Below are 23,579 nucleotides of genomic sequence, written 5' to 3' on the forward strand. Positions count from 1 at the left end.
AAAACTTGCATGCATAAAAGGGAGCGCGCCGGCAGGATGCAGCGCATGAACGCGCCTTCTACCCGATTTTGCGCCCGTTGTAAGGGGGAACCGCAGAAATCACATCATTGCCAGCGGCGAAACGCCGATAAGCCACTCATGCAGCTTCCAGATGATGGCGCCCCAGAGCACGATGCCGAGGACGACCGCCGCCGCATCGTATTTCACTGACACGAACGGGCGTGGGGTGATTTCGCCGGCCCGAGCCCGGCGCTTCAGCGATATCCGCACGACAACGCCCCAGGCGAGGAAGGATGCAAACAGCAGCACGCCGGCGCTGTCGCCGTTTGCCAGAAGATGAGCGAGCGCCCAGATCTTCACCGCCAGCACCGTCGGATGCTTCGTCCTGGCGGCGATATGACCGGCCGGCAGCAGGCCGGCCACGAGACAGATGCTGGCGATCAGCATCAGCGTCAGCGTGATGTGCGAGGCCCAGGCCGGTGGCGAATACAGCACCGTCGTCTCGTAGCGGGCGATGCTGAAGGCATAGATCAGCAAAACCAGCGTCAGGAGGCTGGCGACCGACTGCAGGACGATCCAGGCGGGACGCCCGAGGCGCTCGATCATCGACAGCCGGAACCCCGGCGCCAGCGCCTGGATCAGGTGAACGCCTAGAAAAAGTATGATGCTGACGACAAGCAAAGCCATGGAGAAATCCTTTGAATCAAGACCACCATCCCTATCGGCTCGGGTTGAAAATTGAAAGCAGCATCAAAGCTTCGCCGCATTCCTCATCCAATGGCGTCCATCGAGCAAACTGACACGGTGCTTCTTTTGCGTTTCATCCCCGCCTCCGCCCTCGCCCTTTCCCTCGTGCTGCCGATAGCAGCCCAGGCAGACGAGAAACCGAAGCAGATCGTGCTGATTTCCTTTGACGGCGCCCATGACAACGCGCTCTGGACGAAGAGCCGAGACATGGCCCGGCGCAATGGCGCTCACTTCACCTATTTCCTCTCCTGCACCTTCCTGATGAACCGCGATCAGGCCAAGGCCTATCAGGGACCGGGACACAGGCCCGGCAAGTCGAATGTAGGGTTCGCCCATAGCAACGAGGAAATCCGCACCCGCATCGCCAACATCTGGGGCGCCCACCAGGAAGGCGCCGACATTTCCAGCCACGCCTGCGGCCATTTCGACGGCAAAGATTTCAGCAAGGCCGACTGGCTGCAGGAATTCAAGGCAGCACAGGTAGCGCTTCGCGATGCCTGGGAGAATTCCGGCGTCCCGACCGACGAACCTGAGGGCTGGGAGGACTTCGCCACCCACGACGTCAAGGGATTTCGCGCGCCCTATCTCTCCACCAGCGATGGCCTCGTTGCCGCCGAGAAGGAAATGGGCTTCGTCTACGACGCCAGCCTCGTCACCCGTGGACCCATGCTGCCGAAGACCGAAAATGGCCTGCCGCGTTTCGGACTGCCCCTCATCCCGGAGGGCCCGGACCATCATCTGGTGATCGGCATGGACTACAATCTCTATGTCCACCACTCAAAAGGCGTCGAGGACCCCGCCAATTCGAAAGTCTATGAGGATCGCAGCCTCAACGCCTACGAAGCCGCGTTCAAGACGCAATATGAAGGCGACCGCATCCCCCTTCAACTTGGTTTTCATTTTGTCGAAATGAACGCCGGCGCCTACTGGCAGGCCCTCGACCGCTTCGTCGGCGACGTCTGCCACAAACCGGACGTCGCCTGCGTCAGCTATTCGGAAGCCCTGCCCATGATCGCCGCACGGGGGGGCAAAACGGCGTCCGGGCTTTGAAGCGTCGTACCGTTTGCAGACTCCACGAAAAAAGGCTCCGTCTCCGGAGCCTTTTTGCATTGTCGCTGGAATTCTCAGGTTTCCGGGTTCTCGCTCTGCGCCTGACGCTCCAGATAATGGCGATCAATCGCCGGCAGGGGCTCGTCGTCGATGGCTGCCTCGAAGGACTTGAGGCGCTTGTGGATCGATAGCAGCTCGATGATCGTCGTCCAGGAGTTGACGAGATACTGGAAGGAGTTGCTGACCTGTCCAAACGCTGTCGAGATCTGCTGGAAGATGCCGTAGGTGATGGTACCGGCGACAATCGTCGGCACGAGCATGAAGACCACGAAAAGCGCGTCCGCCTGGACATAGAAATAGCGGGCGACGTTGAAGTACAGGTAGTGGAAATACATCCGGTAATAATTGCGCCGGACGTTTCCGAACAACTCCGTCAGCGTTGCCGGCTGGGCGCGATCCGCGTGGTCCTCGCCGTAGACGAGTTCCTTGCGATAGGCTGCCTCGACACGCTGGTTGCGGAAGTTCAAGCCAGGCAGCTTGATGCCGGCGACAGCCAGCAGCACGGTCCCGAACACAGACCAGAACAAGGCCAGCCAGAACAGCGAATTTGGCACTTTTCCGATAAATGGCAGATCGGTGACGTAGTTCGACAATGCGAGCAGGATAGGCAGGAACACCACCAGCGTCATGACGGAATTGATGAGCGTGATGCCGAGCCCTTCGAGCGTGCTCGAAAAGCGCATCGTGTCTTCCTGAACACGCTGCGATGCACCTTCGATGTGCCGCAACTTTTCCCACTTGGACGCATAGAAATTGTTCATCGCCGTGCGCCAGCGGAAAATGTAGTGGCTGGTGAAGAAGTCGGTGACGATCGAGACGAACATGCTGAGAAACGCGATCTGCGCGAACACAATCATCAGGTCGTAGAAATTCTCGACTGATATACCGGGTTTCTTGGACAACGCATTCTGCAGTAGGTCCCCGAACGGCCGGCGCCAGTTATTGACGACGACGCTGATCTGGACGCCGAAATAAGTCACGAAGATGATCAGCGCAGAGCCCCAGACCGACCACAGCTTCCATGGGTGATTGATCGCCTTCAGATGCCAAAAACCACAGAAGATTATGCCCGAAAGGAAGAAGTAACCGTAGAACCAGAGATTCTCGCGCAGCAGGAAGAACGACAGGTCGATCGGCTGTTGATCTTCCGGAACGGGTCCGAAGCCTAACGTCACACCGAGATGCGCTGCGCCAAGATACCAGCCAAAGATGGCAACCAGCGTCCAGACGATGAGGGAGGTGAAGAACACCTTGGGCTGAGGAAAGAAGGAATGAAACAAAGAGATCGCTTTCCTGAACGGGAAGATGGGAAGCATCAGCCGATGCTGATTTTGCGGGAACCTAAGACAGTTCCAAAGCAGCGGCAACGCTCTTCCCGCTTTCTTACACATTTGTAACGGCTTGTTCCCAGGATATCATCCGATTGCTGAGCGCATCGGCGCCACGCACCGCCGGGAGGTTGCATCTGGCTTCGCGTGCCCGCGTTTCCGAGCGTACGCGCCGATCGGGGCAGGCGCCTTATTCGTCCGCTAGCGTCAAAATCACGGGCCCGTTTCGGGTGGCGATGACGGTGTGTTCGAACTGTACGGTAGGCGCGCGCGGATCGCTGTAGAGGGTCCAGGCATCGTCGCCGCCCTCGGCCCAGCTGGCGCCGAGCGACAGGAAAGGCTCGACGGTGAAGACCAGCCCGTCCTGCATGATCCGCGTCTCGCTCGGATCGGCCCAGGTCGACACCTCGGCCGGCTCCTCGTGCAGCGAGCGGCCGATGCCGTGGCTGGCCAGATTGGCGATCAGCGTGTAGCGGTGCTTTGCAGCAAAGGCGCCAACGGCCTTGCCGATCTGCAGGAAAGGCACGTCGCTGCGCACCTGGTTGAGGCCAACCCACAGCGCCCGCTTGCCATCGCGGCAGAGACGCTCGATCTTCGGCTTGACCGGCGGCACCGTGAAGGATGCGCCCGTATCGGAAAAGAACCCGTCCTTTTCGGCAGACACATCCAGATTGACGAGATCGCCGGCCGCAATGACGCGTGGGCCCGGAATTCCGTGCGCCACTTCTTCGTTGACGCTGATGCATGTCGCGCCGGGAAAGCGATAGACGGTCTCGGGCGCCGACCGTGCACCGGCGTCTTCAAGCGCCTTGCGGCCGATAGCATCGAGCTCCAGCGTCGTGATCCCCGGCTCGAGAGCTGCAGCCATCACCTTCAGCGCATTTGCGCAGATACGGCCGATGTCCTTCATCTTGGTGAATTCGTCGTCGCTTGAAATGATCATCGAAACAGGATTCCGGCTCTAGCGGCCCTGTCGGGCCAAACGGATGGAGCGCTGGCTTTCGCGCCTCCTCACTCGTCCGTCAATGCCTTTTTCCCTGTGCGCCCGTCATTTGCGGCCTATCCAGCACTCAGAGCGTCGCCACCAGCGACGCCAGCTGGTCGGCGCACTGGCCCCAGCCCTCGTAAAAACCCATGTTTTCATGGGTTTCGCGGTCCTCCGCGCTCCAGTGCAGCGCCCGAGCGGTGTAGCGCGTCTGGCCGTTGCCGATGTCGTCGAACGTGACGATGGCGGTCATGAACGGCTTGGCAGAGGGTATCCAGGCGCTGGTGAAGGCGTCGGTGAAGACCAGCTTGCGGTTTTCGACGACATCCAGGTAGACGCCGCGGTTGGGATACTCCACGCCATCCGGCCCGAGCATCACGATAAAACTGGTGCCGCCCGGACGAGGATCGAGCTCGGCAGTCGTGGTCCTGAACGGCAGCGGGGCAAACCATTGCTTCAGCAGTTCCGGCTCCGTCCATGCCCGGAACAGCTTGTCGGGCGTCGCTGCAATGACCCGCGTCAGCGACAACTCGTGACGGACGATATCGGCTTCGCGGACCGTATCTTCTTCGCTCATGGGACATTCCTCCTCGGTGATTGCCTGGACATATGCAGCAGCGGAAGTCTAGGACAAGTCCGGGATCTCGCCAATGGCTGCATGCCTGGACGCAGTGCTTGCACCTTTCCCCGTCAAGCGCGAGAAGAGGCAGAAATCCAATCGGTGAGACGATGACCAGAAAACAAATTGCCATCATAGGCGCCGGCCCCGCAGGTCTCATGGCCGCTGAGGTGCTGGCCAGTTCCGGCCACGCCGTCACCGTCTATGACAGCATGCCGACGGTCGCGCGCAAATTCCTGCTGGCCGGCAAGTCCGGCCTCAACATCACCCATTCAGAGGACCATGCCGCGTTTGCCAGCCGCTTCGGCGGCTCCATTCCCGGGCTTCGCCCTGCCCTCGACGCCTTTGGCCCGGATGCGGTGCGGCAATGGGCGGCAGATCTGGGCATCGAAACCTTCGTCGGCTCCTCCGGCCGCGTCTTTCCCCGCGCTATGAAAGCCTCGCCCCTGCTGCGCGCCTGGTTGAAGCGCCTGCAGGCCGCAGGCGTCACCATCCTTGCGCGACATCGCTGGATCGGCTTTGCCGATAACGGCCATGTTTTCGAGACGCCGGAGGGCAAACGCACGCTACCGTCAGATGCGACATTGCTGGCATTCGGCGGAGCCAGCTGGCCAAGGCTCGGTTCGGACGGCCAATGGACGACAGCGCTCGCAGACTCAGGCGTCGAGATAGCGCCATTCCGCCCGGCAAACTGCGGCTTCGATGTCGAATGGAGCGAGGATATCGTCACCCGCTTTGCCGGCGCACCGCTGAAATCCGTGACGGCCACCTCGGATGCCGGCACGTCTCCGGGCGAATTCGTTATCGGCCAGCATGGCATAGAGGGTAGCCTCGTCTATGCCCATGCCGCAGCCCTTCGCGACCGCCTCGAGAGAACCGGCCGCGCCAGCCTCACGATAGACCTTGCACCCGGGCGAAATGCAAACCGGCTGGCAAAGGACCTGGCCCGCCAGGGCGCTAAAGCCAGCCTCTCCAATCGCCTCCGCAAGGCAGCCGGCATCGAGGGCGTCAAGACCGCGCTACTGCGGGAATTCGTGCCCGCCGCCGATCTTGCCGATCCGGACCGTCTCCCCGGCTGGATCAAGGCGCTGCCGATCCCGGTTCTCCGGCCGAGGCCGATAGCCGAGGCGATCTCCTCTGCCGGCGGCATCGCTTGGGCTGCCATCGACGAGGACTATATGCTGAAGGCCCGCCCCGGGACCTTCGTCGCCGGCGAGATGATCGACTGGGAGGCGCCGACCGGCGGTTACCTGCTGACGGCCTGCTTTGCGACCGGCCGCGCCGCCGCCACCGGTCTGGATGCCTGGCTCAAGCGCTGAATGAAGCAGTTGAATCGGCCTTCCCGCCGAGTGACGCAAGCGATTCATACGATTCGGTTTTTTTCAGATCCTGCGGGGCTTGAGCTCCCGGCCTGACTACCCGCCGCTCAGGGTGCGACGCACAGCGTCCTTCCAGCCCTTGAGCTTGACCGCGCGCGTCGCCTCGTCCATCTCGGGCACGAATTGCCGGTCGACGGCCCAGGCCTTGGCGAAGGCCTCGCGCTGTGGCCAGACGCCGGCGCGGCTGCCGGCAAGCCACGCGGCCCCGAGAGCCGTCGTCTCGAGAATCGTCGGGCGATCTACCGGCGCATCGAGCAGATCGGCCAGCCGCTGCATGGTCCAGTCGGAAGCGACCATGCCGCCATCGACCCTGAGCACCGTCTCGTCCGCGCGCTTCTTCCAGTCCTTGTGCATGGCGTCGAGCAGATCGCATGTCTGGTAGCAGACTGCTTCCAATGCCGCATGGGCAAATTCGGCAGGGCCCGTGTTACGCGTCAGCCCGAAAATCGCGCCGCGTGCATGGGCATCCCAGTGCGGCGCCCCGAGCCCGGTAAAGGCCGGCACGAGGTAGATATCCTGTCCGGGATCGGCCTTGGCCGCCAACTTGCCCGATTCCTCGGCCGAACCGATCAGGCCCATGCCATCCCGCAGCCACTGCACCGCAGCCCCTGCGATGAAGATCGAGCCTTCGAGCGCATAAGTGGTCTTGCCATCGAGCCTATAGGCGATGGTGGTGAGCAGCCGGTTCTTCGAGCGCACCCTGTCCGAGCCGGTGTTGAGCAAGGCGAAGCATCCGGTGCCATAGGTCGATTTCATCATGCCGGGCTCGAAACAGGCTTGCCCGATCATGGCCGCATGCTGGTCGCCGGCAACGCCAAGAATGGGGACCGCCGCGCCGAAGATGTCGGGATCGGTGACGCCGAAATCGGCGGCGCAATCCTTGACTTCGGGCAGCATCGCCGCTGGCACGCGCAGGATGTCGAGCAGCTCCTCGTCCCACTCGTTGTCGGCAATGTTGAACATAAGGGTCCGAGACGCATTGGTGGCGTCGGTGACGAAACTTTTGCCCCCGGTCAGTCGCCAGATCAGGAACGTGTCTATCGTTCCGAAGCAGAGTTCGCCCCTTGCCGCCCGCGCACGGGCGCCTTTGACATTGGCCAGCATCCAGGAAAGCTTGGTCCCCGAAAAATACGGATCGAGCAGCAGGCCGGTGCGCTTCGTGAACAGTTTTTCCAGGTCCTGGCGTTTCAGCTTGTCGCAATAGGCCGCCGTCCGCCTGTCCTGCCAGACGATGGCGTTCTGGATCGGCTTGCCGGTGTCGCGCTCCCAGACGACAACCGTCTCGCGCTGGTTGGTAATGCCGATCGCGGCGATCTGCCCGGCCTCGATGCCGGCAGCGGCTATGGCATCGCGCACGGTCGAAAGCACGCTTTGCCAGATATCCTCCGGATCGTGCTCGACCCAGCCGGATTGCGGATAGATCTGCGGAAACTCTATCTGGCCACCACCTGCCACCTTCATCTTGTCATCGAAGATGATCGCCCGCGTCGAGGTTGTTCCCTGGTCGATTGCCAGAATATAGCCGCTCATATGATGTCCGTCCTTCTCCCGAGACGACACCAATAGGACAGGCTCGCCCGTCTGAACAGAAAGCAAATGGTAAAATTATTGCCGCCGGCGGCAGGTTGTCAGTTGCAGGACTTTGGGACTAACCTCAAATTAAAGTAGCACCGCACGGACAGAGAGCAGAGCATGGCCAGAACAGTCGTCGTCACCGGTTCCACCAGCGGCATAGGCCTTGCCATCGCCAGCGCCTTTGCCGGCAGGGGCGACAATGTCGTCATCAACGGCTTCGGCGAAGCTGACGAGATCGAGGCCATCCGCGCCCGCCTCGAGGCGCCCGGCGGCAGCGTCCTTTACCATCCGGCCGATATGACGAAGCCTGCCGAAATCGCCGACCTGATCGCCAACGCTGCGGCAGCCTTTGGCGGGATCGACGTGCTGGTCAACAATGCCGGCATCCAGCATGTCGCCCCGATCGAGGACTTCCCGATCGACCAGTGGGACCGGATCATCGCCATCAACCTGTCCAGCGCGTTCCACACCATGCGTGCGGCAATTCCCTTCATGAAAGCTGAGCGCTACGGCCGGATCGTCAACATTGCCTCCGCCCATGCACTGGTCGCCTCGCCTTTCAAAAGCGCCTATGTCGCCGCCAAGCACGGCATTCTCGGCCTCACCAAGACGGCGGCGCTGGAACTTGCCGAATTCGGGGTGACGGTGAATGCCATCTGTCCCGGCTACGTGCTCACTCCGCTGGTGGAGAGCCAGATCCCCGACACGGCAATGGCGCGCGGCATGACGGAGGAGCAGGTGAAGACCGAGGTGCTGCTCAAGGCCCAACCGACGCGCGAGTTCGTCAAAGCAGAGGAGATCGCTGCTTTGACGCTCTATCTGGCCAGCGACGAGGCGCGCCAGGTCACCGGAACGCACGTCTCGATTGACGGAGGATGGACTGCAGCCTAACCATGGCAGGTTGAAAGTTTATGACAAACGGCAAGAGGCTCCATGAACGACACGATCCGGTTCATCCTGAATGGCGAAGACATCGCCCTGTCGAGCCTGCGGCCGACGGAGACGCTGCTGGATTTCCTGCGCATCGGCAGGCACATGACCGGCACCAAGGAAGGATGCGCCGAGGGTGACTGCGGTGCCTGTACTGTGCTGGTCGGGAGGCTGATCGACGGCGGCCTGCATTACGAATCGGTCAACGCGTGCATCCGCTTCGTCGGCTCGCTTCACGGTACCCATGTCGTCACCATCGAGCATCTGGCGGCAAAGGATGGCACGCTCCATCCCGTGCAGCAGGCGATGGTCGATTGCCACGGCTCGCAATGCGGTTTCTGCACACCCGGTTTCGTAATGTCACTTTACGGCCTCTGGCTCGCCAACGAAAAGCCAGGCCGCGCCGCCATCGAGAAGGCCTTGCAGGGCAATCTCTGTCGTTGCACCGGCTACGAGCCGATCGTCAAGGCGGCCGAACAGGTGAGCCTGCTGCGCCCGAGCGCGCTGTTCGATCCTTTGCAAAAGACCCGAGCCGACATCATGGCACGGCTCTGGGCGCTGCAGAGCCGCGAGACGATCACCGTATCTTCGGGCGATGAGCGCGTGATCGTCCCCGGCTCCATGGACGATCTCGCCCGCATCCTGGCACAGGAGCCGGATGCCACCGTGGTTGCCGGCTCCACCGATGTCGGCCTTTGGGTCACCAAGCAGATGCGGGTACTGAACCCGGTGGTCTTCATCAATCATCTCACCGAAATGCAGTCGATCACCTCAGGTGACGGCGGCTTTACCATCGGCGCCGGCGTCACCTATACGCGCGCCTTCGAGACTATCGCCTCCCGCGTACCGACACTCGGCCGGCTGATCGACCGTATCGGTGGCGACCAGGTGCGCAATATGGGCACCATCGGCGGCAACATCGCCAACGGCTCGCCGATCGGCGACAGCCCGCCGCCGCTGATCGCTCTCGGCGCCACCGTCAAGCTGCGCTCCGCTGCAGGAACCCGCCAGTTGCGACTGGAAGACTTCTTCATCGCCTACGGCAAGCAGGACAGGCATCCGGACGAGTTCGTCGAGAGCATCTTCGTGCCCTACCCGGCCGACGATGCCAAATTCGCCGTCTACAAGATCACCAAGCGCCGCGACGAGGACATCACCGCCGTGCTCGGTGCCTTCTACCTGACGCTGGACGCTAACAACGACGTTCACGACATCCGCATCACCTTTGGCGGCATGGCCGGAACGCCGAAGCGGGCCCGCACCGTCGAGGCCGAACTGATCGGCAAACCCTGGACCGAGGCCACCGTCGAGGCGGCGCGTCCCGCCTTCGATGCCGACTTCCAGCCCTTGACCGACTGGCGCGCCACCGCCGAATACCGACAGCTGACGGCCAAGAACCTGCTGCTGCGCTTTTATCTTGAGACCACGGGCGAACCGCAGGAACTCAGGCGCTTCGAGGAGATGGCGTGATGGACAAATCCACATTCGAGAAGCGCAAGATCATCAACGGCGCCATGCACGCGTCGCTGAAGCATGATTCGGCTCACAAGCATGTCACCGGCGCTGCCGACTACATCGACGACATTCCGGAGCCCGCCAACCTCCTGCACGGGGCGCTGGGCCTGTCCGACCGGGCCCATGCGGAGATCGAGGGCATCGACCTTTCCGCCGTTGCCGCCGTCCCCGGCGTGATCTGGGTGATGACCGGCGCCGACGTGCCTGGGATTAACGACGTCAGTTCGAACGGCAAGCACGACGAGCCGCTGCTCGCCGAAACAAAGGTCGAGTTCCACGGCCAGCCAATCTTCGCCGTCATCGCCACGACGCGCGAGATTGCGCGCCGCGCCGCACGGCTGGCCAAGATCGACTATCGCGACCTGCCGCACTGGAGCGACATCGATGGCGCGCTGGCCAACGGCGGCCCCGTCGTCTACGAGCCGATGACCCTCAAGCGCGGCGAACCCGAGACCGAGATGGCAAAGGCACCGCAGCGGCTGAAGGGCCAGATGCGGATCGGTGGCCAGGAGCATTTCTATCTCGAAAGCCATATCGCTATGGCTATCCCCGGCGAGGACGACGAGGTGACCGTCTGGTCCTCGACCCAGCATCCGAGCGAAATCCAGCATATCGTCGGCCACGTCCTCAACATTCCGTCCAACGCCGTGACCGTCAACGTTCGCCGCATGGGCGGCGGCTTCGGCGGTAAGGAGACTCAAGGCAACCAGTTTGCAGCGCTCGCCGCCATCGCCGCGAAAAAACTCAACCGCGCCGTCAAGTTCCGCCCAGACCGCGACGAGGACATGATCGCCACCGGCAAGCGCCACGATTTCCTGGTCGATTACGAGGTCGGCTTCGACGAAGACGGCCGCATCCACGCGCTCGACGCCACCTTTGCGGCGCGCTGTGGCTTCTCCTCCGATCTCTCCGGCCCGGTCACCGACCGTGCTCTCTTCCATGCCGATTCCAGCTATTTCTACCCGCACGTCCATCTGGTCTCAAAGCCGCTGAAGACCCACACCGTCTCGAACACCGCCTTTCGCGGGTTCGGCGGGCCGCAGGGCATCGTCGGCGCCGAGCGCGTCATCGAGGAGATCGCCTATGCTGTTGGCAAGGATCCACTGGATATCCGCAAGCTGAATTTCTACGGTCAGCCAGGCTCCGGCCGGACGCTGACCCCCTATCACCAGGAGGTCGAGGACAACATCATCGGCCGTCTCGTCGACGAACTCGAAGCCTCCGCCGACTACCGGGGCCGTCGCCAGGCGATCGTCGAATTCAACCGCAGCAGCCGCTACATCCGCAAGGGCATCGCGCTGACGCCGGTGAAATTCGGGATTTCCTTCACGATGACCGCGTTCAACCAAGCCGGTGCGCTCGTGCATGTCTATCAGGATGGCTCGATCCACCTGAACCACGGCGGCACCGAGATGGGCCAGGGCCTCTATACCAAGGTGGCCCAGGTGCTGGCCGAGGCCTTCCAGGTCGACATCGAGCGGGTAAAGATCACCGCGACGACAACGGCCAAGGTGCCGAACACTTCGGCCACGGCCGCCTCTTCCGGTTCCGACCTCAACGGCATGGCGGCCTATGATGCAGCCCGGCAGATCAAGGAGCGGCTGGTCGCCTTTGCTGCCGCTAAGTGGAATGTCGAGCCGGCAGACGTCATATTCCTGCCGAACCGGGTTCGGGTCGGCGAGATCGAGATCCCCTTCCCCGATCTCATCAACCAGGCCTATTTCGCCCGCGTCCAGCTTTCCGCCGCCGGCTTCTACAAGACACCGAAAATCCACTGGGACCGCAAGGCAGGGCGTGGCACGCCGTTCTACTATTTCTCCTATGGTGCCGCCTGCTCGGAAGTCTCCATCGACACGCTGACCGGCGAATATCTGATCGACCGCACCGACATCCTCCACGATGTCGGCAGGTCGCTGAACCCGGCCATCGACATCGGCCAGATCGAAGGCGCCTTCGTGCAGGGCATGGGCTGGCTGACAACGGAAGAGTTATGGTGGGACGCCAAGGGCCGCCTGCGCACCCACGCGCCCTCGACCTACAAGATCCCGCTCGCGTCCGACCGGCCGAAAATCTTCAACGTCAAGCTCGCCGAATGGTCGGAAAATAGCGAGCCGACCATCGGCCGCTCAAAAGCCGTCGGCGAACCCCCCTTCGTGCTCGGCGTTTCCGTGCTCGAAGCCCTCTCCATGGCCATCGCCAGCGTCGCCGACTACCGCCTCTGCCCCAGACTCGACGCTCCCGCTACGCCCGAGCGGGTGCTGATGGCCGTAGAGCGGCTGAAAGGCCGATGAGGACGAACGACTTGCCGATATCCCGCCCCGGACCGCAACAACCGTGCCGGGAAGCCGAAGCCGCACCGAAAAACCCTCGGCAAATCAACACCTCCCCTCATTCCTGTGCTGGCAACAGGAATCCAGCCACGGCGCGTCTGCGCCGTGAGGGCACGCTTCCACTAGCAACAGAAGATCTTTCGCGCCCAAAGACTTGGGCGCACTGGATTCCTGTGACAGGCACAGGAATGAGGGTAGTGGGAGGCGCTTGTTCCCCTCTCTCCTTGTACGCCGGGGACGGCCGCATTGCACTTATTGTCCAGATCCGCCGCTTGCGCATCACACCGATAAATCTACGGCACACTCACCTCTTCACTCATTCCTGTGCTCGTCACAGGAATCCAGCCATGGCGCGTCTGCGCCGTGAGGGGATGCTCTTCCGGGCCACGATAAGCCCCCCGCGCCCAAAGACTTGGGCGCACTGGATTGCTGTGACTGGCACAGGAATGAGGGAGACCGGGGGGACTTCCTTGATGCTCTCCGTCTATCCGGAGGCCAGGCCATGATCCCCTCCCTTGCCGCCTTCCTCGCGCAAAATCCCGCTGCCGTCCTCATTGAGATCACCGGCACGCAAGGGTCTGTTCCGCGCGAGACGGGCACGTTCATGCTGGTTTCGCAACACGACATCTGGGGCACCATCGGTGGTGGGCAGTTTGAGTTTCTGGCGATTGCCAATGCCCGCGCGATGCTCGGCGGCGGTGGCATCGAGGTGATGGATATTCCGCTCGGCCCTGAGATCGGCCAGTGCTGCGGTGGCCGGACGCAGTTGCGCTGCCGTCTCGCCAGTGCAGAGACCATCGCGGACCTCCACAGGCGGCTGGATAGGGAGGCGGAAGCCTTCCCGCAGGTGACGCTGTTCGGCGCCGGCCATGTCGGGCGGGCGCTGACGGCGGCGCTGAGACCGCTGCCGGTCGCAACCCTCGTCGTCGAGACCCGCAGGGAAGAACTGGATGAGCTGCCCGATGGCACCGCGACACGGCTGCTCGCCATGCCGGAAGCGCTAGTTGCTGAGCTTCCACCCGGCAGCGTGGTGCTGATCCTTACGCATGACCATGCGCTCGATTTCCTGATCGCCCGGGAGGCTTTGGCACGATCCGACCTCGCCTATGTCGGCATGATCGGCTCTGCCACCAAGCGCGCCACCTTTGCCCATTGGCTGACGCGCGAAGGCGGCGACAAATCCTCGCTCGAACGCCTGACGCTGCCCATCGGCGGCGGGGCCGTCAAGGACAAGCGCCCCGAGGTCATCGCCGCCATGACCGCTGCCGAAATCCTGACCGCGCTCGCCGCTTACCGCAGCCACGGGTCCTGATAGCGCGGATCGCGACCGTCGAGGAAACCGAGATCGCGCTTGACGCGGTCCGGCGTGGCATCGAGGTCTAGCTTCCCGCCAGCAGGCAACAGTCTGGTAAAAAAGTGCAGCAATTTTCCACGAATTGATATCCTCCGTCTTGCCATTCCAAGCGGCGAGACTGCATTGCAGGCCATGACTTCACCTTTGTTTAATTGATCTCAGGGATTGCAGTGTGCCGCCGCAAATGCTGCAGTTCCAATCGAACAACCGTCTGTATGCATAAAGAGATCTGATCCATGAAGTTATCGAGGCAGTTTCCCCTCAATGCGCTGCGCGTGTTCGAAACGGTGGCGCGGCTGGGCAGCTTCACGAAGGCGGGCGAAGAGATCGGCATGACGCAGACGGCCGTCAGCTACCAGATCAAGCTGCTCGAGGAGAATATCGGCGAGGCCCTGTTCCTGCGGCGACCACGGCAGATCAGCCTCACTGAAACCGGGCTAAGGCTGCTGCCAAAGGTGACCGAGGCCTTCGGGATATTGAACGAGGCGATGGCGTCCGTGAGGGAGGCGGCCGAGGAGACGCTGATCATTCACTCAACGCCGACATTTGCGTCGCAATGGCTCGCGCGCAATCTGGGCTCGTTTCAAATTCTTCATCCAACGATCGCCGTTCGGCTTAAGACCTCGGATGACCTCATCGATTTCAGCCGCGAAACTGCGGACGTTGCCATCCGAAGCGGTGGCGGAAATTGGCAGGGTCTTGCTGCCAACCGGCTCATCAAGGTCGATTTTACCCCGATGCTCAGCCCACGCCTTGCGGAGGACATTGGCGGGATCCATGCGCCGGAAGACCTGCTGAAGCTCAGGATCATCGATGCCGGCGATCCCTGGTGGGTTATCTGGTTCAAGGCGGCAGGCGTAGAAAACCCTGACCTGGAAAGCCGGCCCCGCAGCCGGCTGGGCGCGCAGTCGTTCGAGGCGAGCGCCGCAATTGCAGGCCAGGGGGTGGCTATCCTGACACCCGAATTCTACCGGGACGATCTGGCCTCCGGACGGCTGCTGCAGCCCTTTCCGCTGGTTTGCGACGATGGCCACGATTACTGGCTGGCCTATCCCGAAAGCCGGCGCAACACGCCGAAAATCAGAGCCTTCCGAAACTGGCTGATGACCGCAATTCACGGCCCGACCGCATGAAAGGCAGGCGCCATCGGCAATCGCCCGGCACGCGTCGCACCAACGACTGTAACCGAACCGTCACATCTTGCCGCCGCGTGTTCGCAGGCGCAACAAACAGCATGGTATTCGCTGCCTTCCCCTTCCCTCCGGGCTGAAAATTTTCCAATGTGAGGCGACTGCGACAGGGGACGAATATGTACGAATACGCCATCGCGTGGGAATGGCTGGCCTTTGCGGCCCGCTGGTTTCACGTCATCACCGCCATCGCCTGGATCGGTTCGTCCTTCTATTTCATCGCGCTGGATCTCGGCCTGGTAAAGCATGCCAATCTGCCTGCCGGCGCCTATGGCGAGGAGTGGCAGGTGCACGGCGGCGGCTTCTATCACGTGCAGAAATACCTGGTCGCGCCCGCCAGCATGCCTGAACACCTAACCTGGTTCAAATATGAGAGCTATTTCACCTGGCTCTCCGGCTTCCTGATGCTGGCGATCGTCTATTACGGCGGCGCCGACCTGTTTCTGATCGATCGGCATGTGCTCGATGTCAGCGCCCCCGTCGCCATCCTGATCTCGCTGGCCTCCCTCGCCGTCGGCTGGATCGTCTACGACCAGCTCTGCAAATCGCCGCTCGGCAAGAATACCTGGGTGCTGATGGGGCTGCTCTACGTCGTGCTGGTCTTCATGGCCTGGGGCTACACCCACCTCTTTACCGGCCGCGCGGCCTTCCTGCATCTCGGCGCCTTCACGGCGACGATCATGTCGGCAAATGTCTTCTTCATCATCATGCCCAACCAGCGCGTCGTCGTCGCCGACCTCATCGCCGGCCGCACGCCGGATGCGAAATACGGCGTCATCGCTAAGCAGCGTTCGCTGCACAACAACTACCTGACCCTGCCGGTCATCTTCTTCATGCTGTCGAACCACTATCCGCTGGCTTTCGGCACCGCCTACAACTGGATCATCGCCGCCCTGGTGTTCCTGATGGGCGTCACCATCCGCCACTGGTTCAACACCACCCACGCCCGCAAGGGCCGTCCGACCTGGACATGGCTCGTCACCGTCATCCTCTTCATCGTCATCATGTGGCTGTCGACGGTGCCGAAGATCCTGTCCGGCGATAAGGACGCAGCAGCCGTCGCGCCGGCCTTCCAGCAGTTCGCCGCTGACGCCCATTTCCCGGCGGCAAAGGCCATCGTTACGACGCGCTGTTCGATGTGCCATGCGGCAGAACCCGCCTACGAGGGGATCGTTCGGGCACCGAAGGGCGTGATGTTCGAGACCGATAGCGAGATCGCCATGCATGCCCGCGAAATCTACATCCAGGCCGGCCGCAGCCACGCCATGCCGCCGGGCAATGTCACCGACGTGACGCCGGAGGAGCGCAAGGTGCTGGTCGCCTGGTTCGAAAGCTCCGTCAATCAAGGCAAGACGCAATGACCTCCACACTTCTGCGCGGCCGGCTTCTCTCCTTCAGCCGCGCGCCGCACGACCTCTCCGACACCGGAAGCTACGTCTACGAAAGCGATGGCGGCCTGCTGCTCGAAGGCGGCCTGATCGTCGCACGCGGCCCCTACGATGCGATTAAGGCCAAGGCCCCAGTCGATGCGGTCGAAATCGACCATCGACCACACCTGATCATGCCGGGCTTCATCGACACCCACCTGCATTTTCCCCAAATGCAGGTCATCGCCTCCTATGCCGCCAATCTGCTGGAATGGCTGAACACCTACACATTCCCCGAGGAGTGCCGTTTTGTCGAAAGCGCCCATGCCGAGCGTATTGCCACCCGTCTCTACGACGAACTGATCCGCCACGGCACGACCACTGCCGTTGCCTATTGCTCGGTCCACAAGACCTCCGCCGATGCCTTCTTCCGCGAGGCGCTTCGGCGCAACATGCGCATGGTCGGCGGCAAGGTGATGATGGACCGTAACGCCCCTCAGGGCCTGCTCGATACGCCGCAGCTCGGCTATGACGAGACCCGCGCCGTCATCGCCGAATGGCACGGCAAGGGTCGCAACCACGTCGCCATCACGCCGCGCTTCGCCATCACCTCGACACCGCAGCAGATGGAGGCGGCAGGCGCGCTTGCCCGCGAATTCCCCGAGCTGCACATCCAGACCCACCTGTCGGAAAACCACGACGAGATCAAGTTCACCGCAGAACTCTACCCCGAGGCGCTGGACTATACCGACATCTACGCCCGCTACGGCCTGCTCGGCGACAGAACGCTGTTCGGTCACTGCATCCATCTCTCGGAGCGCGAGGCGGATGCCATGAGCGAGGCCGGCGCCATCGCCGTGCATTGCCCGACGTCCAACCTCTTCCTCGGCTCGGGCCTGTTTCCGCTGAAGGCGCTGGCACGTCGTGAAAAACCGGTTCGCATCGGTGTTGCCACGGATATTGGCGGCGGATCGAGCTACTCGATGCTGCGCACCATGGACGAGGCTTACAAGATCCAGCAGTTGCTTGGCGAACGGCTGAACCCGCTGGAGAGCTACTACCACATGACGCTTGGCAACGCTGAGGCGCTTGCTCTTGCCGACCGCATCGGCACGCTCGACCCCGGCAGCGACGCCGACCTCGTGGTTCTCGATGCAGCGGCTACGCCTGCCATGGCGTTGAAAATGGAGGTGGTGAAAAGCCTGGTCGAGGAGCTTTTCCTGCTGCAGACCATGGGCGACGACCGGGCCATTGCGGAGACCTATGTTGCCGGCTTAGCATCAAAGACAGCACTGTGACTATTTGGTACCAAATTTAAAAAAGCTCTTATAAAGCAAGTCAGCATTTACCCTTATTTAAAGCCGGCTGACCTAATGGTCTTAGCGGCAAGGGATCGTTTTCGGCCGCCATGATGGCACCTGCCGCTTGCCATTTCACTCATCATTTCGCCGGATCCCCGAGTTGCCCGCTTCGTCAAGAGCCGGAGGCATCGCCTCCTGCTGCCGACGTTTGCGGCCCATTCGTTGCCCGCCCACTCCTCCGAGGACAAATGTCAATTCTCAAGAACGCCAGCATCCGCACCAAGATCCTGTCGCTGATTATCCCGCTTTGCATCGTCGGCATTGGAGCAACGGCTTTCGTCGCAAGCCGCTATAAGGCCGCCGATACGGACTACTCCAAGTTTATTGCGACCGACAACGTTGCGTCCGTCGAAATGGCAAGGGCAAACCGCAACCTGGGTGCGACCGCCTACAATGCTTATCGGGCACTTACCTACTCCGCGAAGGATCCAGCGTTCGGCGCGGCTGTAAACCTCTACGAAACCAGCAAGTCGCAGCTTTTCGGGAAGCTGGATTTTGTGAAGACCAGTCTTCCGGATCGCGCCCGACAGGTCGATGCGCTGATCGTCAGGATCAAGGAAATCATTGCCCTGACAGACGCGTCGGTGCGTGCGAGCCAGGCGGGCCAGAGCGACGAAGCCAAGGCCCTCATGGGCAAGGCCGACAGCCTGATCACTCCCGTTGCCATGGACACAGTAGCGCTCAACGATGAAATCATAGCGGCGGTCGGCGCCAAGAGCGACGAGCTCACGGACCAGACAAACCACACAATCTTGACGTCCCTAACCGTTGTCGGAATCACTTTCGCGCTAGGTATCCTGGCTGCTCTATTCGTGGCCGCGAAAGGCATCACAGCACCGATCGTTCGCCTGCGCGACCGGATGACGTCGCTGGCCCAAGGGCATACCGAGGCCCCGGTCGAAGGTCAGGATCGCCGCGACGAAGTGGGCCAGATGGCAGAGGCTGTCTCCGTGTTCCGCGACAATGCCATCGAGCGCCTTCGCCTTGAAGCCGAGGCAGAGAGCAACCGCAGCATGTCGGAGCGCGAGCGGATGGCACGCGAGGCACAGAAAGCGGAGGAAGCAGCCAACGTGCAGTTCGTCGTCGATCAGCTGGGCGCAGGGCTGGACCGGTTGGCCGGCGGGGATGTCGCCTATCGCATCGAAACACCGTTCGTCAGCCACCTCGATGGTCTTCGCGCCAATTTCAACGGCTCGGTCGCAAACTTGCAGGAAGCATTGCAGGACGTCGGCCGGAATGCGCGCGGAATTGACGCCGGCGCCAACGAAATCCGCTCCGCTGCCGATGACCTGTCGAAGCGAACCGAGCAGCAGGCGGCCTCAGTTGAGGAAACTGCAGCAGCCCTCGAGGAAATCACCACCACAGTCAAGGATTCGAGCCGCCGCGCGGAGGAAGTTGGAAACCTTGTATCAAAGGCCCGGGACGGCGCGGAAAAATCCGGTGCCGTTGTCCGGGAGGCCGTAATTGCCATGAACGAGATCGAACGGTCGTCGGGGGAAATCTCCAACATCATCGGCGTAATCGACGAGATCGCATTCCAGACCAATCTTCTCGCCCTCAATGCCGGCGTCGAAGCCGCCCGCGCCGGAGAAGCAGGCAAGGGCTTCGCCGTCGTTGCCCAGGAAGTCCGCGAACTGGCCCAGCGGTCTGCCAAGGCCGCCAAGGAAATCAAGGCGCTTATCACGGCTTCCGGCGAGCACGTTCGCTCCGGCGTCCAACTCGTCGGCCAGACGGGTCAGGCCCTCGAGGTCATCGTGACCGAAGTTCAGGAGATCAATCGCCATATCCATGCGATGGTCGAATCCACCCGTGAGCAATCCGTCGGCCTTCAGGAAATCAATACCGCTGTCAACACGATGGATCAGGGCACGCAGCAAAATGCCGCCATGGTCGAGCAATCGACCGCCGCAAGCCACAGCCTGGCGCGCGAGGCTGCATCGCTCAACGAACTCCTGGCCCGCTTCAATGTCGGCGGCGAGGCTGTCAGCGCCAAGCCTGCTGTTCGCAGCGTCTCCGCCTCATCCCGCCCCGCACCCTCTCCCGCGCGAGCCTTGGGCCGCAAGGTCGCCAGCGCCTTTGGCGGACGCGCATCGGCCGCCGCTGAGAACGCCTCCTGGGAAGAGTTCTGAGCCGTTATCAGCCAAACGTGAAAGCGGGCAGACCTTGCCCGCTTTCACAGGGACTACCCATGCGGAAACTGCTTTTCTCGAAGACAACCCCGGAGTCGGCACCAAAGCTCGCATTTGCCCTTGACCCGGCGCTCGCAGCGGAAGAAATTCGGCCAGCAAAATCGCCGGAATTATGCATAGGCGAAGCCACCTTTTACCCATGAAGGCAGTTTTGATGTCCACACCGCTCACGATCGCCGATCTCAAGGCCCTGGCGAAGCGCCGCGTTCCCAAGATGTTTTTCGACTATGCCGATTCCGGCGCCTGGACGCAGTCGACCTATGACGCGAATGAGAGCGATTTCCAGAAGATCAAGCTGCGTCAGCGGGTTCTGGTCGACATGACGAACCGATCGCTGCACACGACCATGGTCGGACAGACGGTGTCGATGCCGGTGGCACTGGCGCCAACCGGACTGACGGGCATGCAGCATGCAGACGGCGAGATGCTGGCGGCGCGCGCCGCAGAAGAGTTCGGCGTGCCTTTCACCCTGTCGACCATGAGCATCTGCTCGATCGAGGATGTCGCCTCGGTGACGACGAAGCCCTTCTGGTTCCAGCTCTACGTGATGCGGGACAAGGACTTCGTCATGAACCTGATCAACCGCGCCAAGGCCGCAAATTGTTCGGCGCTGGTGCTGACGGCAGACCTGCAGATCCTCGGCCAGCGCCACAAGGACCTGCGCAACGGTCTGTCCGCACCGCCAAAATTCACTCCGAAACACATCTACCAGATGGCGACGCGGCCGATGTGGTGCCTGCGCATGGCCGGCACCAAGCGCCGTTCCTTCGGCAACATCGTCGGTCACGCCAAGAACGTATCGGACCTCTCCTCCCTGTCATCCTGGACGGCCGAACAGTTCGACCCCAAGCTCTCCTGGGACGATGTCGCCTGGATCAAGAAGCAATGGGGCGGCAAGCTTATCCTCAAGGGCATCCTGGACGTCGAAGATGCAAGGGCTGCGGCAGAAACCGGTGCCGATGCCATCGTCGTCTCCAACCACGGAGGCCGCCAGCTCGATGGCGCTCCTTCGTCGATCTCGATGCTGGGACGGATCGTCGATGCGGTCGGCGACAAGATCGAGGTCCATCTCGACAGCGGCATACGCTCCGGCCAGGACGTGCTGAAGGCAGTCGCACTGGGCGCCAAGGGCACCTATATCGGCCGCCCCTTCCTCTATGGCCTCGGGGCGATGGGCAAGGAAGGCGTAACACTGGCTCTCAGCATCCTGCGCAAGGAAATGGACGTCACCATGGCACTCTGCGGCAAGCGTGACATCAACGATGTCGATAGGTCGATCATCTCGGAGTTGTCGCAAATCTGAGGCTTCGGCCCAACTGCTACCTCAGCCAGCCCGTGGCAAGGCCGCTCGCCCAGTCCGGCCGTCCGTTGGCGAGCGCGAGCCCTGCAGCGGCCATGTGATCGTAGGCAACATTGCGGAAGGTCGCCGTCCAGCCGGTTTCCAGCTTTTCGAGGATCGCGTAGGACGCCAGCGGATGACCCGCCTCCACCTTGTGCGGATAGGGCGCGTCATGATCATAAGCCGGGCAGCCGACACTGCCGGGATTGACGATCAGGCGACCATCGGGCAGGCGCACCATGCGCGGAATGTGGCTGTGCGCGGCAAGTATAAGAGGCTGCGGGATATCGACGGCCAGGGCTTCGATCGCCTCGCTCGGCTTCAGGGAAACCCTTCCATCCGGCGACACCTGCTCCAGCCAGTATAAATTGTCGTCCTCGGGCGTCGCATGGCAGAGATAGGCCTCGCCCTTATAGACGAGGCTCGTCGGCAGGGCGCGGATCCACTCAAGATGGGCCGGCGACATCTGGCGATAGGCGACGCTGTCGGAGATCTCCATCTCGGATAAGGGACGGTCGATCAGATAGCGATCGTGATTGCCAAGCACGGTGACCATGGGCCTCGCCAGCAGCAGGTCGCCGACCTTGCCGGCGTCCAGCGGCCCGCTGAAGCAGTCGCCGAGATTGACGATATCGGAAATGCCCAATGCCGCGATGTCGGCAAGCACGGCCTCGAGCGCAAGGAAGTTGCCGTGGATATCGGCGATCGCGGCAAATCTCATTCTCAGCTTCCCCGATATGTCGAATAGCCGTAGGGCGAGATCAGCAGCGGCACGTGATAATGGGCAGTCGTATCGGCGATGCCGAAGCGGATCGGCACGACATCGAGAAACGCAGGCTCGGGCAATTGGCAACCCGTGCCGCGCAGATAGTCGCCGGCGTGAAACAGCAGTTCGTAGGTGCCCGCTACGAAACTGTCGCCAACCAGCATCGGTCCGCCATCGACCCGGCCATCTGCGTTGGTGACGAGCGTCTTCAAGACCGTCCGCACCTCCCCGCCGATCCGGGAAAGAACGATGTGCAGGCCTTCTGCAGGCTTGCCGAGCGCCGTGTCGAGCACGTGGGTCGTCAGTCCGGTCATGGCGTCGGTGCTCCGATGATATAGGGGGTCTCGAAAAAGAATTCCTGCAGATTGTTGTCCGGCCCGTCCCGGTCGACCACGAGAAAATCGCTGGCCTCTCCGAGCGTCATCAGCGGATGATGCCAGACATTTCTGGCATAGTTCACACCCTGGTCACCTCGGGCGAGAAACACGCGCGGCCGGCCGGGTCGCCCACCCTCGTCATCGGAAACGACCACGAGGAATGGCCTTCCGGACAGGGGCGAAAAGCTCTGGCTGCCGAATGGATGTCGCTCCATCATGTCGACTGCGTAGGGAAAAGCACGAGGCTGGCCCCGAAACAGGTTGATGATGACAACCGCGCCATCCCCATCGACCTCCGCCGTGGCAAGCGCATGGAACCGCTCCGTCGTGCCGCCATTGATGAGGCGCATCCTGGCAGGATCGGCTTCGATGACATCGCCAAAAGGTGCAAAGGCGGATCGGGTGAGAGGCCGAATATCGAGAGATCGGGAAAGGGTCATCATTCGCCTTGAGCACGCCAGTTGCGCAGGCCTTGCAATTGATCGAGCAACTCGGGAAGCATGGTTGCGGCGGTGTACCAGACGGTATCCAGATCCACCTGGAAATACTGATGGGCAATGCGGTTACGCATATCCCGGATGTCGCGCCACGGAATGTCGCTATGCTGGGCAACAAAGTCGGGATGGCCATTAATGATCTTAACGACGCACTCGCTGATCGCCATGATATTCATCACCACCGCGTCCTGAGTTCTCTCGTCCAGCAGAAAAGCGTCGTGCCCTACGTCGGAGGCGTATTTTGACGCCTTGGTTGCGGCTGACTGCATGCGATCGAGATAGGTGGCGAGCCTGTCACCGCTCATATGGCAACCGCCTCGGCGATGATGCGATCCCTGATCCCGGGCGGAAAATCGCCCGGCACCTTGACGTCTACACGTACACCGAGTGCAGCCTCCAGATCACCCTGCAGGCCGCCAAGCGTCAGCAACGTCGTACCGGGCATCGCGTCGACAAGAATATCGAGATCGCTATCGGTCCTGTCCTCACCCCGCAGCACGGACCCGTAGACGCGCGGATTTGCCAGCCGACGATTGGATACGATTTCTCGTATCACTTGTCTGTTGTCTCGAAGGGCATCCGATGGCTTCATATCTAAGCTCCTGACGCCGACATTATAGG

The 23,579-nt window shown here is 61.8% G+C and carries 22 protein-coding genes; 11 read left to right on the forward strand and 11 right to left on the reverse strand.

Annotated elements, in window-relative coordinates; translation table 11 throughout:
- Nucleotides 1-99 precede the first annotated feature (99 nt).
- Nucleotides 100-687: an NnrU family protein gene (locus J5289_RS14490; RefSeq protein ID WP_142823406.1), complete on the reverse strand. Its 588-nt coding sequence runs from the start codon at nt 685-687 to the stop codon at nt 100-102.
- Nucleotides 688-777: 90 nt separating this feature from the next.
- Between J5289_RS14490 and J5289_RS14495 the strand changes: the two genes are divergently transcribed.
- Nucleotides 778-1,797: a polysaccharide deacetylase gene (locus tag J5289_RS14495; protein WP_209206508.1), complete on the forward strand. Its 1,020-nt coding sequence runs from the start codon at nt 778-780 to the stop codon at nt 1,795-1,797.
- 74 nt (nt 1,798-1,871) lie between these two features.
- On the opposite strand, the gene sbmA is transcribed toward J5289_RS14495, so the two are convergent.
- The 3 genes from sbmA to J5289_RS14510 form a co-directional block, all read right to left on the reverse strand.
- The gene (gene sbmA, locus J5289_RS14500) at nt 1,872-3,137 is read right to left on the reverse strand and encodes a peptide antibiotic transporter SbmA (protein WP_142823407.1); all 1,266 of its coding nucleotides are present in this window, start codon (nt 3,135-3,137) and stop codon (nt 1,872-1,874) included.
- Between the two features lie 238 nt (nt 3,138-3,375).
- Nucleotides 3,376-4,128, reverse strand: coding sequence for a type I methionyl aminopeptidase (gene map / locus J5289_RS14505; RefSeq protein WP_111222625.1), 753 nt, complete (start codon nt 4,126-4,128; stop codon nt 3,376-3,378).
- 127 nt (nt 4,129-4,255) lie between these two features.
- Nucleotides 4,256-4,747, reverse strand: a complete 492-nt coding sequence (locus J5289_RS14510; protein ID WP_209184376.1) for an SRPBCC family protein — start codon at nt 4,745-4,747, stop codon at nt 4,256-4,258.
- 152 nt (nt 4,748-4,899) lie between these two features.
- Here J5289_RS14510 and J5289_RS14515 point away from each other — a divergent pair, with 152 nt between their 5' ends.
- A complete protein-coding gene (locus J5289_RS14515) occupies nt 4,900-6,108 on the forward strand; it encodes a TIGR03862 family flavoprotein (RefSeq protein WP_209184377.1) in 1,209 nt (402 codons plus the stop codon).
- Between the two features lie 96 nt (nt 6,109-6,204).
- On the opposite strand, the gene glpK is transcribed toward J5289_RS14515, so the two are convergent.
- Complete coding sequence (gene glpK / locus J5289_RS14520; protein WP_209184378.1) at nt 6,205-7,698, reverse strand: glycerol kinase GlpK; 1,494 nt, start codon at nt 7,696-7,698, stop codon at nt 6,205-6,207.
- Nucleotides 7,699-7,860: 162 nt separating this feature from the next.
- Between glpK and J5289_RS14525 the strand changes: the two genes are divergently transcribed.
- The 4 genes from J5289_RS14525 (at nt 7,861) to xdhC (ending at nt 13,830) form a co-directional block, all read left to right on the forward strand.
- A complete protein-coding gene (locus J5289_RS14525; RefSeq protein ID WP_209184379.1) occupies nt 7,861-8,634 on the forward strand; it encodes a 3-hydroxybutyrate dehydrogenase in 774 nt (257 codons plus the stop codon).
- Between the two features lie 42 nt (nt 8,635-8,676).
- Entirely contained in the window at nt 8,677-10,143 is a 1,467-nt protein-coding gene (gene xdhA / locus J5289_RS14530; RefSeq protein ID WP_209184380.1) for a xanthine dehydrogenase small subunit, read from the forward strand.
- The gene (gene xdhB, locus J5289_RS14535) at nt 10,143-12,479 is read left to right on the forward strand and encodes a xanthine dehydrogenase molybdopterin binding subunit (RefSeq protein ID WP_142823413.1); all 2,337 of its coding nucleotides are present in this window, start codon (nt 10,143-10,145) and stop codon (nt 12,477-12,479) included. Before xdhA ends, xdhB begins: the two co-directional genes overlap by 1 nt.
- Before the next feature lie 544 nt (nt 12,480-13,023).
- A complete protein-coding gene (xdhC, locus tag J5289_RS14540; RefSeq protein WP_374108277.1) occupies nt 13,024-13,830 on the forward strand; it encodes a xanthine dehydrogenase accessory protein XdhC in 807 nt (268 codons plus the stop codon).
- Here the strand turns inward: xdhC and J5289_RS29235 are convergent.
- Nucleotides 13,809-14,006: a hypothetical protein gene (locus J5289_RS29235; protein ID WP_111222617.1), complete on the reverse strand. Its 198-nt coding sequence runs from the start codon at nt 14,004-14,006 to the stop codon at nt 13,809-13,811. The two genes, xdhC and J5289_RS29235, sit on opposite strands and share 22 nt — an antisense overlap.
- Nucleotides 14,007-14,108: 102 nt before the next feature.
- Here J5289_RS29235 and J5289_RS14545 point away from each other — a divergent pair, with 102 nt between their 5' ends.
- From J5289_RS14545 to J5289_RS14565, 5 genes are all read left to right on the forward strand, one after another.
- Nucleotides 14,109-15,005 (forward strand): LysR substrate-binding domain-containing protein, encoded by an 897-nt coding sequence (locus tag J5289_RS14545; protein WP_209184382.1) that lies wholly within the window; start codon nt 14,109-14,111, stop codon nt 15,003-15,005.
- A gap of 176 nt (nt 15,006-15,181) precedes the next feature.
- Nucleotides 15,182-16,423 (forward strand): urate hydroxylase PuuD, encoded by a 1,242-nt coding sequence (locus J5289_RS14550; protein ID WP_142823417.1) that lies wholly within the window; start codon nt 15,182-15,184, stop codon nt 16,421-16,423.
- On the forward strand, nt 16,420-17,727 hold the full coding sequence (gene guaD, locus J5289_RS14555; RefSeq protein ID WP_209184383.1) for a guanine deaminase: 1,308 nt from the start codon (nt 16,420-16,422) through the stop codon (nt 17,725-17,727). Before J5289_RS14550 ends, guaD begins: the two co-directional genes overlap by 4 nt.
- Before the next feature lie 251 nt (nt 17,728-17,978).
- Complete coding sequence (locus J5289_RS14560) at nt 17,979-19,919, forward strand: methyl-accepting chemotaxis protein (RefSeq protein WP_209184384.1); 1,941 nt, start codon at nt 17,979-17,981, stop codon at nt 19,917-19,919.
- Nucleotides 19,920-20,133: 214 nt separating this feature from the next.
- Nucleotides 20,134-21,282 carry an alpha-hydroxy acid oxidase gene (locus J5289_RS14565; RefSeq protein ID WP_209184385.1) on the forward strand — a complete coding sequence of 383 codons (1,149 nt, stop codon included), beginning with the start codon at nt 20,134-20,136 and terminating at the stop codon, nt 21,280-21,282.
- Between the two features lie 16 nt (nt 21,283-21,298).
- Here J5289_RS14565 and J5289_RS14570 read toward each other — a convergent pair whose 3' ends face one another.
- From J5289_RS14570 to J5289_RS14590, 5 genes are read right to left on the reverse strand one after another with little or no spacing between them, the layout of a single operon-like run.
- Nucleotides 21,299-22,039 (reverse strand): metallophosphoesterase, encoded by a 741-nt coding sequence (locus tag J5289_RS14570; RefSeq protein ID WP_209184386.1) that lies wholly within the window; start codon nt 22,037-22,039, stop codon nt 21,299-21,301.
- A 2-nt stretch (nt 22,040-22,041) separates the two neighbouring features.
- Entirely contained in the window at nt 22,042-22,398 is a 357-nt protein-coding gene (uraH, locus tag J5289_RS14575; RefSeq protein ID WP_209184387.1) for a hydroxyisourate hydrolase, read from the reverse strand.
- Nucleotides 22,395-22,904, reverse strand: coding sequence for an ureidoglycolate lyase (locus tag J5289_RS14580; protein WP_257625373.1), 510 nt, complete (start codon nt 22,902-22,904; stop codon nt 22,395-22,397). Before J5289_RS14580 ends, uraH begins: the two co-directional genes overlap by 4 nt.
- Nucleotides 22,901-23,263: a DUF86 domain-containing protein gene (locus J5289_RS14585; protein ID WP_209206496.1), complete on the reverse strand. Its 363-nt coding sequence runs from the start codon at nt 23,261-23,263 to the stop codon at nt 22,901-22,903. Before J5289_RS14585 ends, J5289_RS14580 begins: the two co-directional genes overlap by 4 nt.
- Complete coding sequence (locus tag J5289_RS14590; protein ID WP_209187523.1) at nt 23,260-23,550, reverse strand: nucleotidyltransferase family protein; 291 nt, start codon at nt 23,548-23,550, stop codon at nt 23,260-23,262. The genes J5289_RS14585 and J5289_RS14590 overlap by 4 nt, the downstream gene beginning before the upstream one ends.
- Nucleotides 23,551-23,579: the final 29 nt, after the last annotated feature.

Origin of the sequence: Rhizobium sp. B230/85, assembly GCF_019355735.1 — a bacterium.
In the GTDB taxonomy this organism is placed as follows: domain Bacteria; phylum Pseudomonadota; class Alphaproteobacteria; order Rhizobiales; family Rhizobiaceae; genus Rhizobium; species Rhizobium rhododendri.

Coding starts and splice junctions, on each gene's coding strand:
- J5289_RS14490 (WP_142823406.1), bottom strand. CDS start 687: ATGGCTTTGCTTGTCGTCAGCATCATACTTTTTCTAGGCGTTCACCTG.
- J5289_RS14495 (WP_209206508.1), top strand. CDS start 778: ATGGCGTCCATCGAGCAAACTGACACGGTGCTTCTTTTGCGTTTCATC.
- map (WP_111222625.1), bottom strand. CDS start 4,128: ATGATCATTTCAAGCGACGACGAATTCACCAAGATGAAGGACATCGGC.
- J5289_RS14510 (WP_209184376.1), bottom strand. CDS start 4,747: ATGAGCGAAGAAGATACGGTCCGCGAAGCCGATATCGTCCGTCACGAG.
- J5289_RS14515 (WP_209184377.1), top strand. CDS start 4,900: ATGACCAGAAAACAAATTGCCATCATAGGCGCCGGCCCCGCAGGTCTC.
- glpK (WP_209184378.1), bottom strand. CDS start 7,698: ATGAGCGGCTATATTCTGGCAATCGACCAGGGAACAACCTCGACGCGG.
- J5289_RS14525 (WP_209184379.1), top strand. CDS start 7,861: ATGGCCAGAACAGTCGTCGTCACCGGTTCCACCAGCGGCATAGGCCTT.
- xdhA (WP_209184380.1), top strand. CDS start 8,677: ATGAACGACACGATCCGGTTCATCCTGAATGGCGAAGACATCGCCCTG.
- xdhB (WP_142823413.1), top strand. CDS start 10,143: ATGGACAAATCCACATTCGAGAAGCGCAAGATCATCAACGGCGCCATG.
- J5289_RS29235 (WP_111222617.1), bottom strand. CDS start 14,006: ATGGCCTGCAATGCAGTCTCGCCGCTTGGAATGGCAAGACGGAGGATA.
- J5289_RS14545 (WP_209184382.1), top strand. CDS start 14,109: ATGAAGTTATCGAGGCAGTTTCCCCTCAATGCGCTGCGCGTGTTCGAA.
- J5289_RS14550 (WP_142823417.1), top strand. CDS start 15,182: ATGTACGAATACGCCATCGCGTGGGAATGGCTGGCCTTTGCGGCCCGC.
- guaD (WP_209184383.1), top strand. CDS start 16,420: ATGACCTCCACACTTCTGCGCGGCCGGCTTCTCTCCTTCAGCCGCGCG.
- J5289_RS14560 (WP_209184384.1), top strand. CDS start 17,979: ATGTCAATTCTCAAGAACGCCAGCATCCGCACCAAGATCCTGTCGCTG.
- J5289_RS14565 (WP_209184385.1), top strand. CDS start 20,134: ATGTCCACACCGCTCACGATCGCCGATCTCAAGGCCCTGGCGAAGCGC.
- J5289_RS14570 (WP_209184386.1), bottom strand. CDS start 22,039: ATGAGATTTGCCGCGATCGCCGATATCCACGGCAACTTCCTTGCGCTC.
- uraH (WP_209184387.1), bottom strand. CDS start 22,398: ATGACCGGACTGACGACCCACGTGCTCGACACGGCGCTCGGCAAGCCT.
- J5289_RS14580 (WP_257625373.1), bottom strand. CDS start 22,904: ATGATGACCCTTTCCCGATCTCTCGATATTCGGCCTCTCACCCGATCC.
- J5289_RS14585 (WP_209206496.1), bottom strand. CDS start 23,263: ATGAGCGGTGACAGGCTCGCCACCTATCTCGATCGCATGCAGTCAGCC.
- J5289_RS14590 (WP_209187523.1), bottom strand. CDS start 23,550: ATGAAGCCATCGGATGCCCTTCGAGACAACAGACAAGTGATACGAGAA.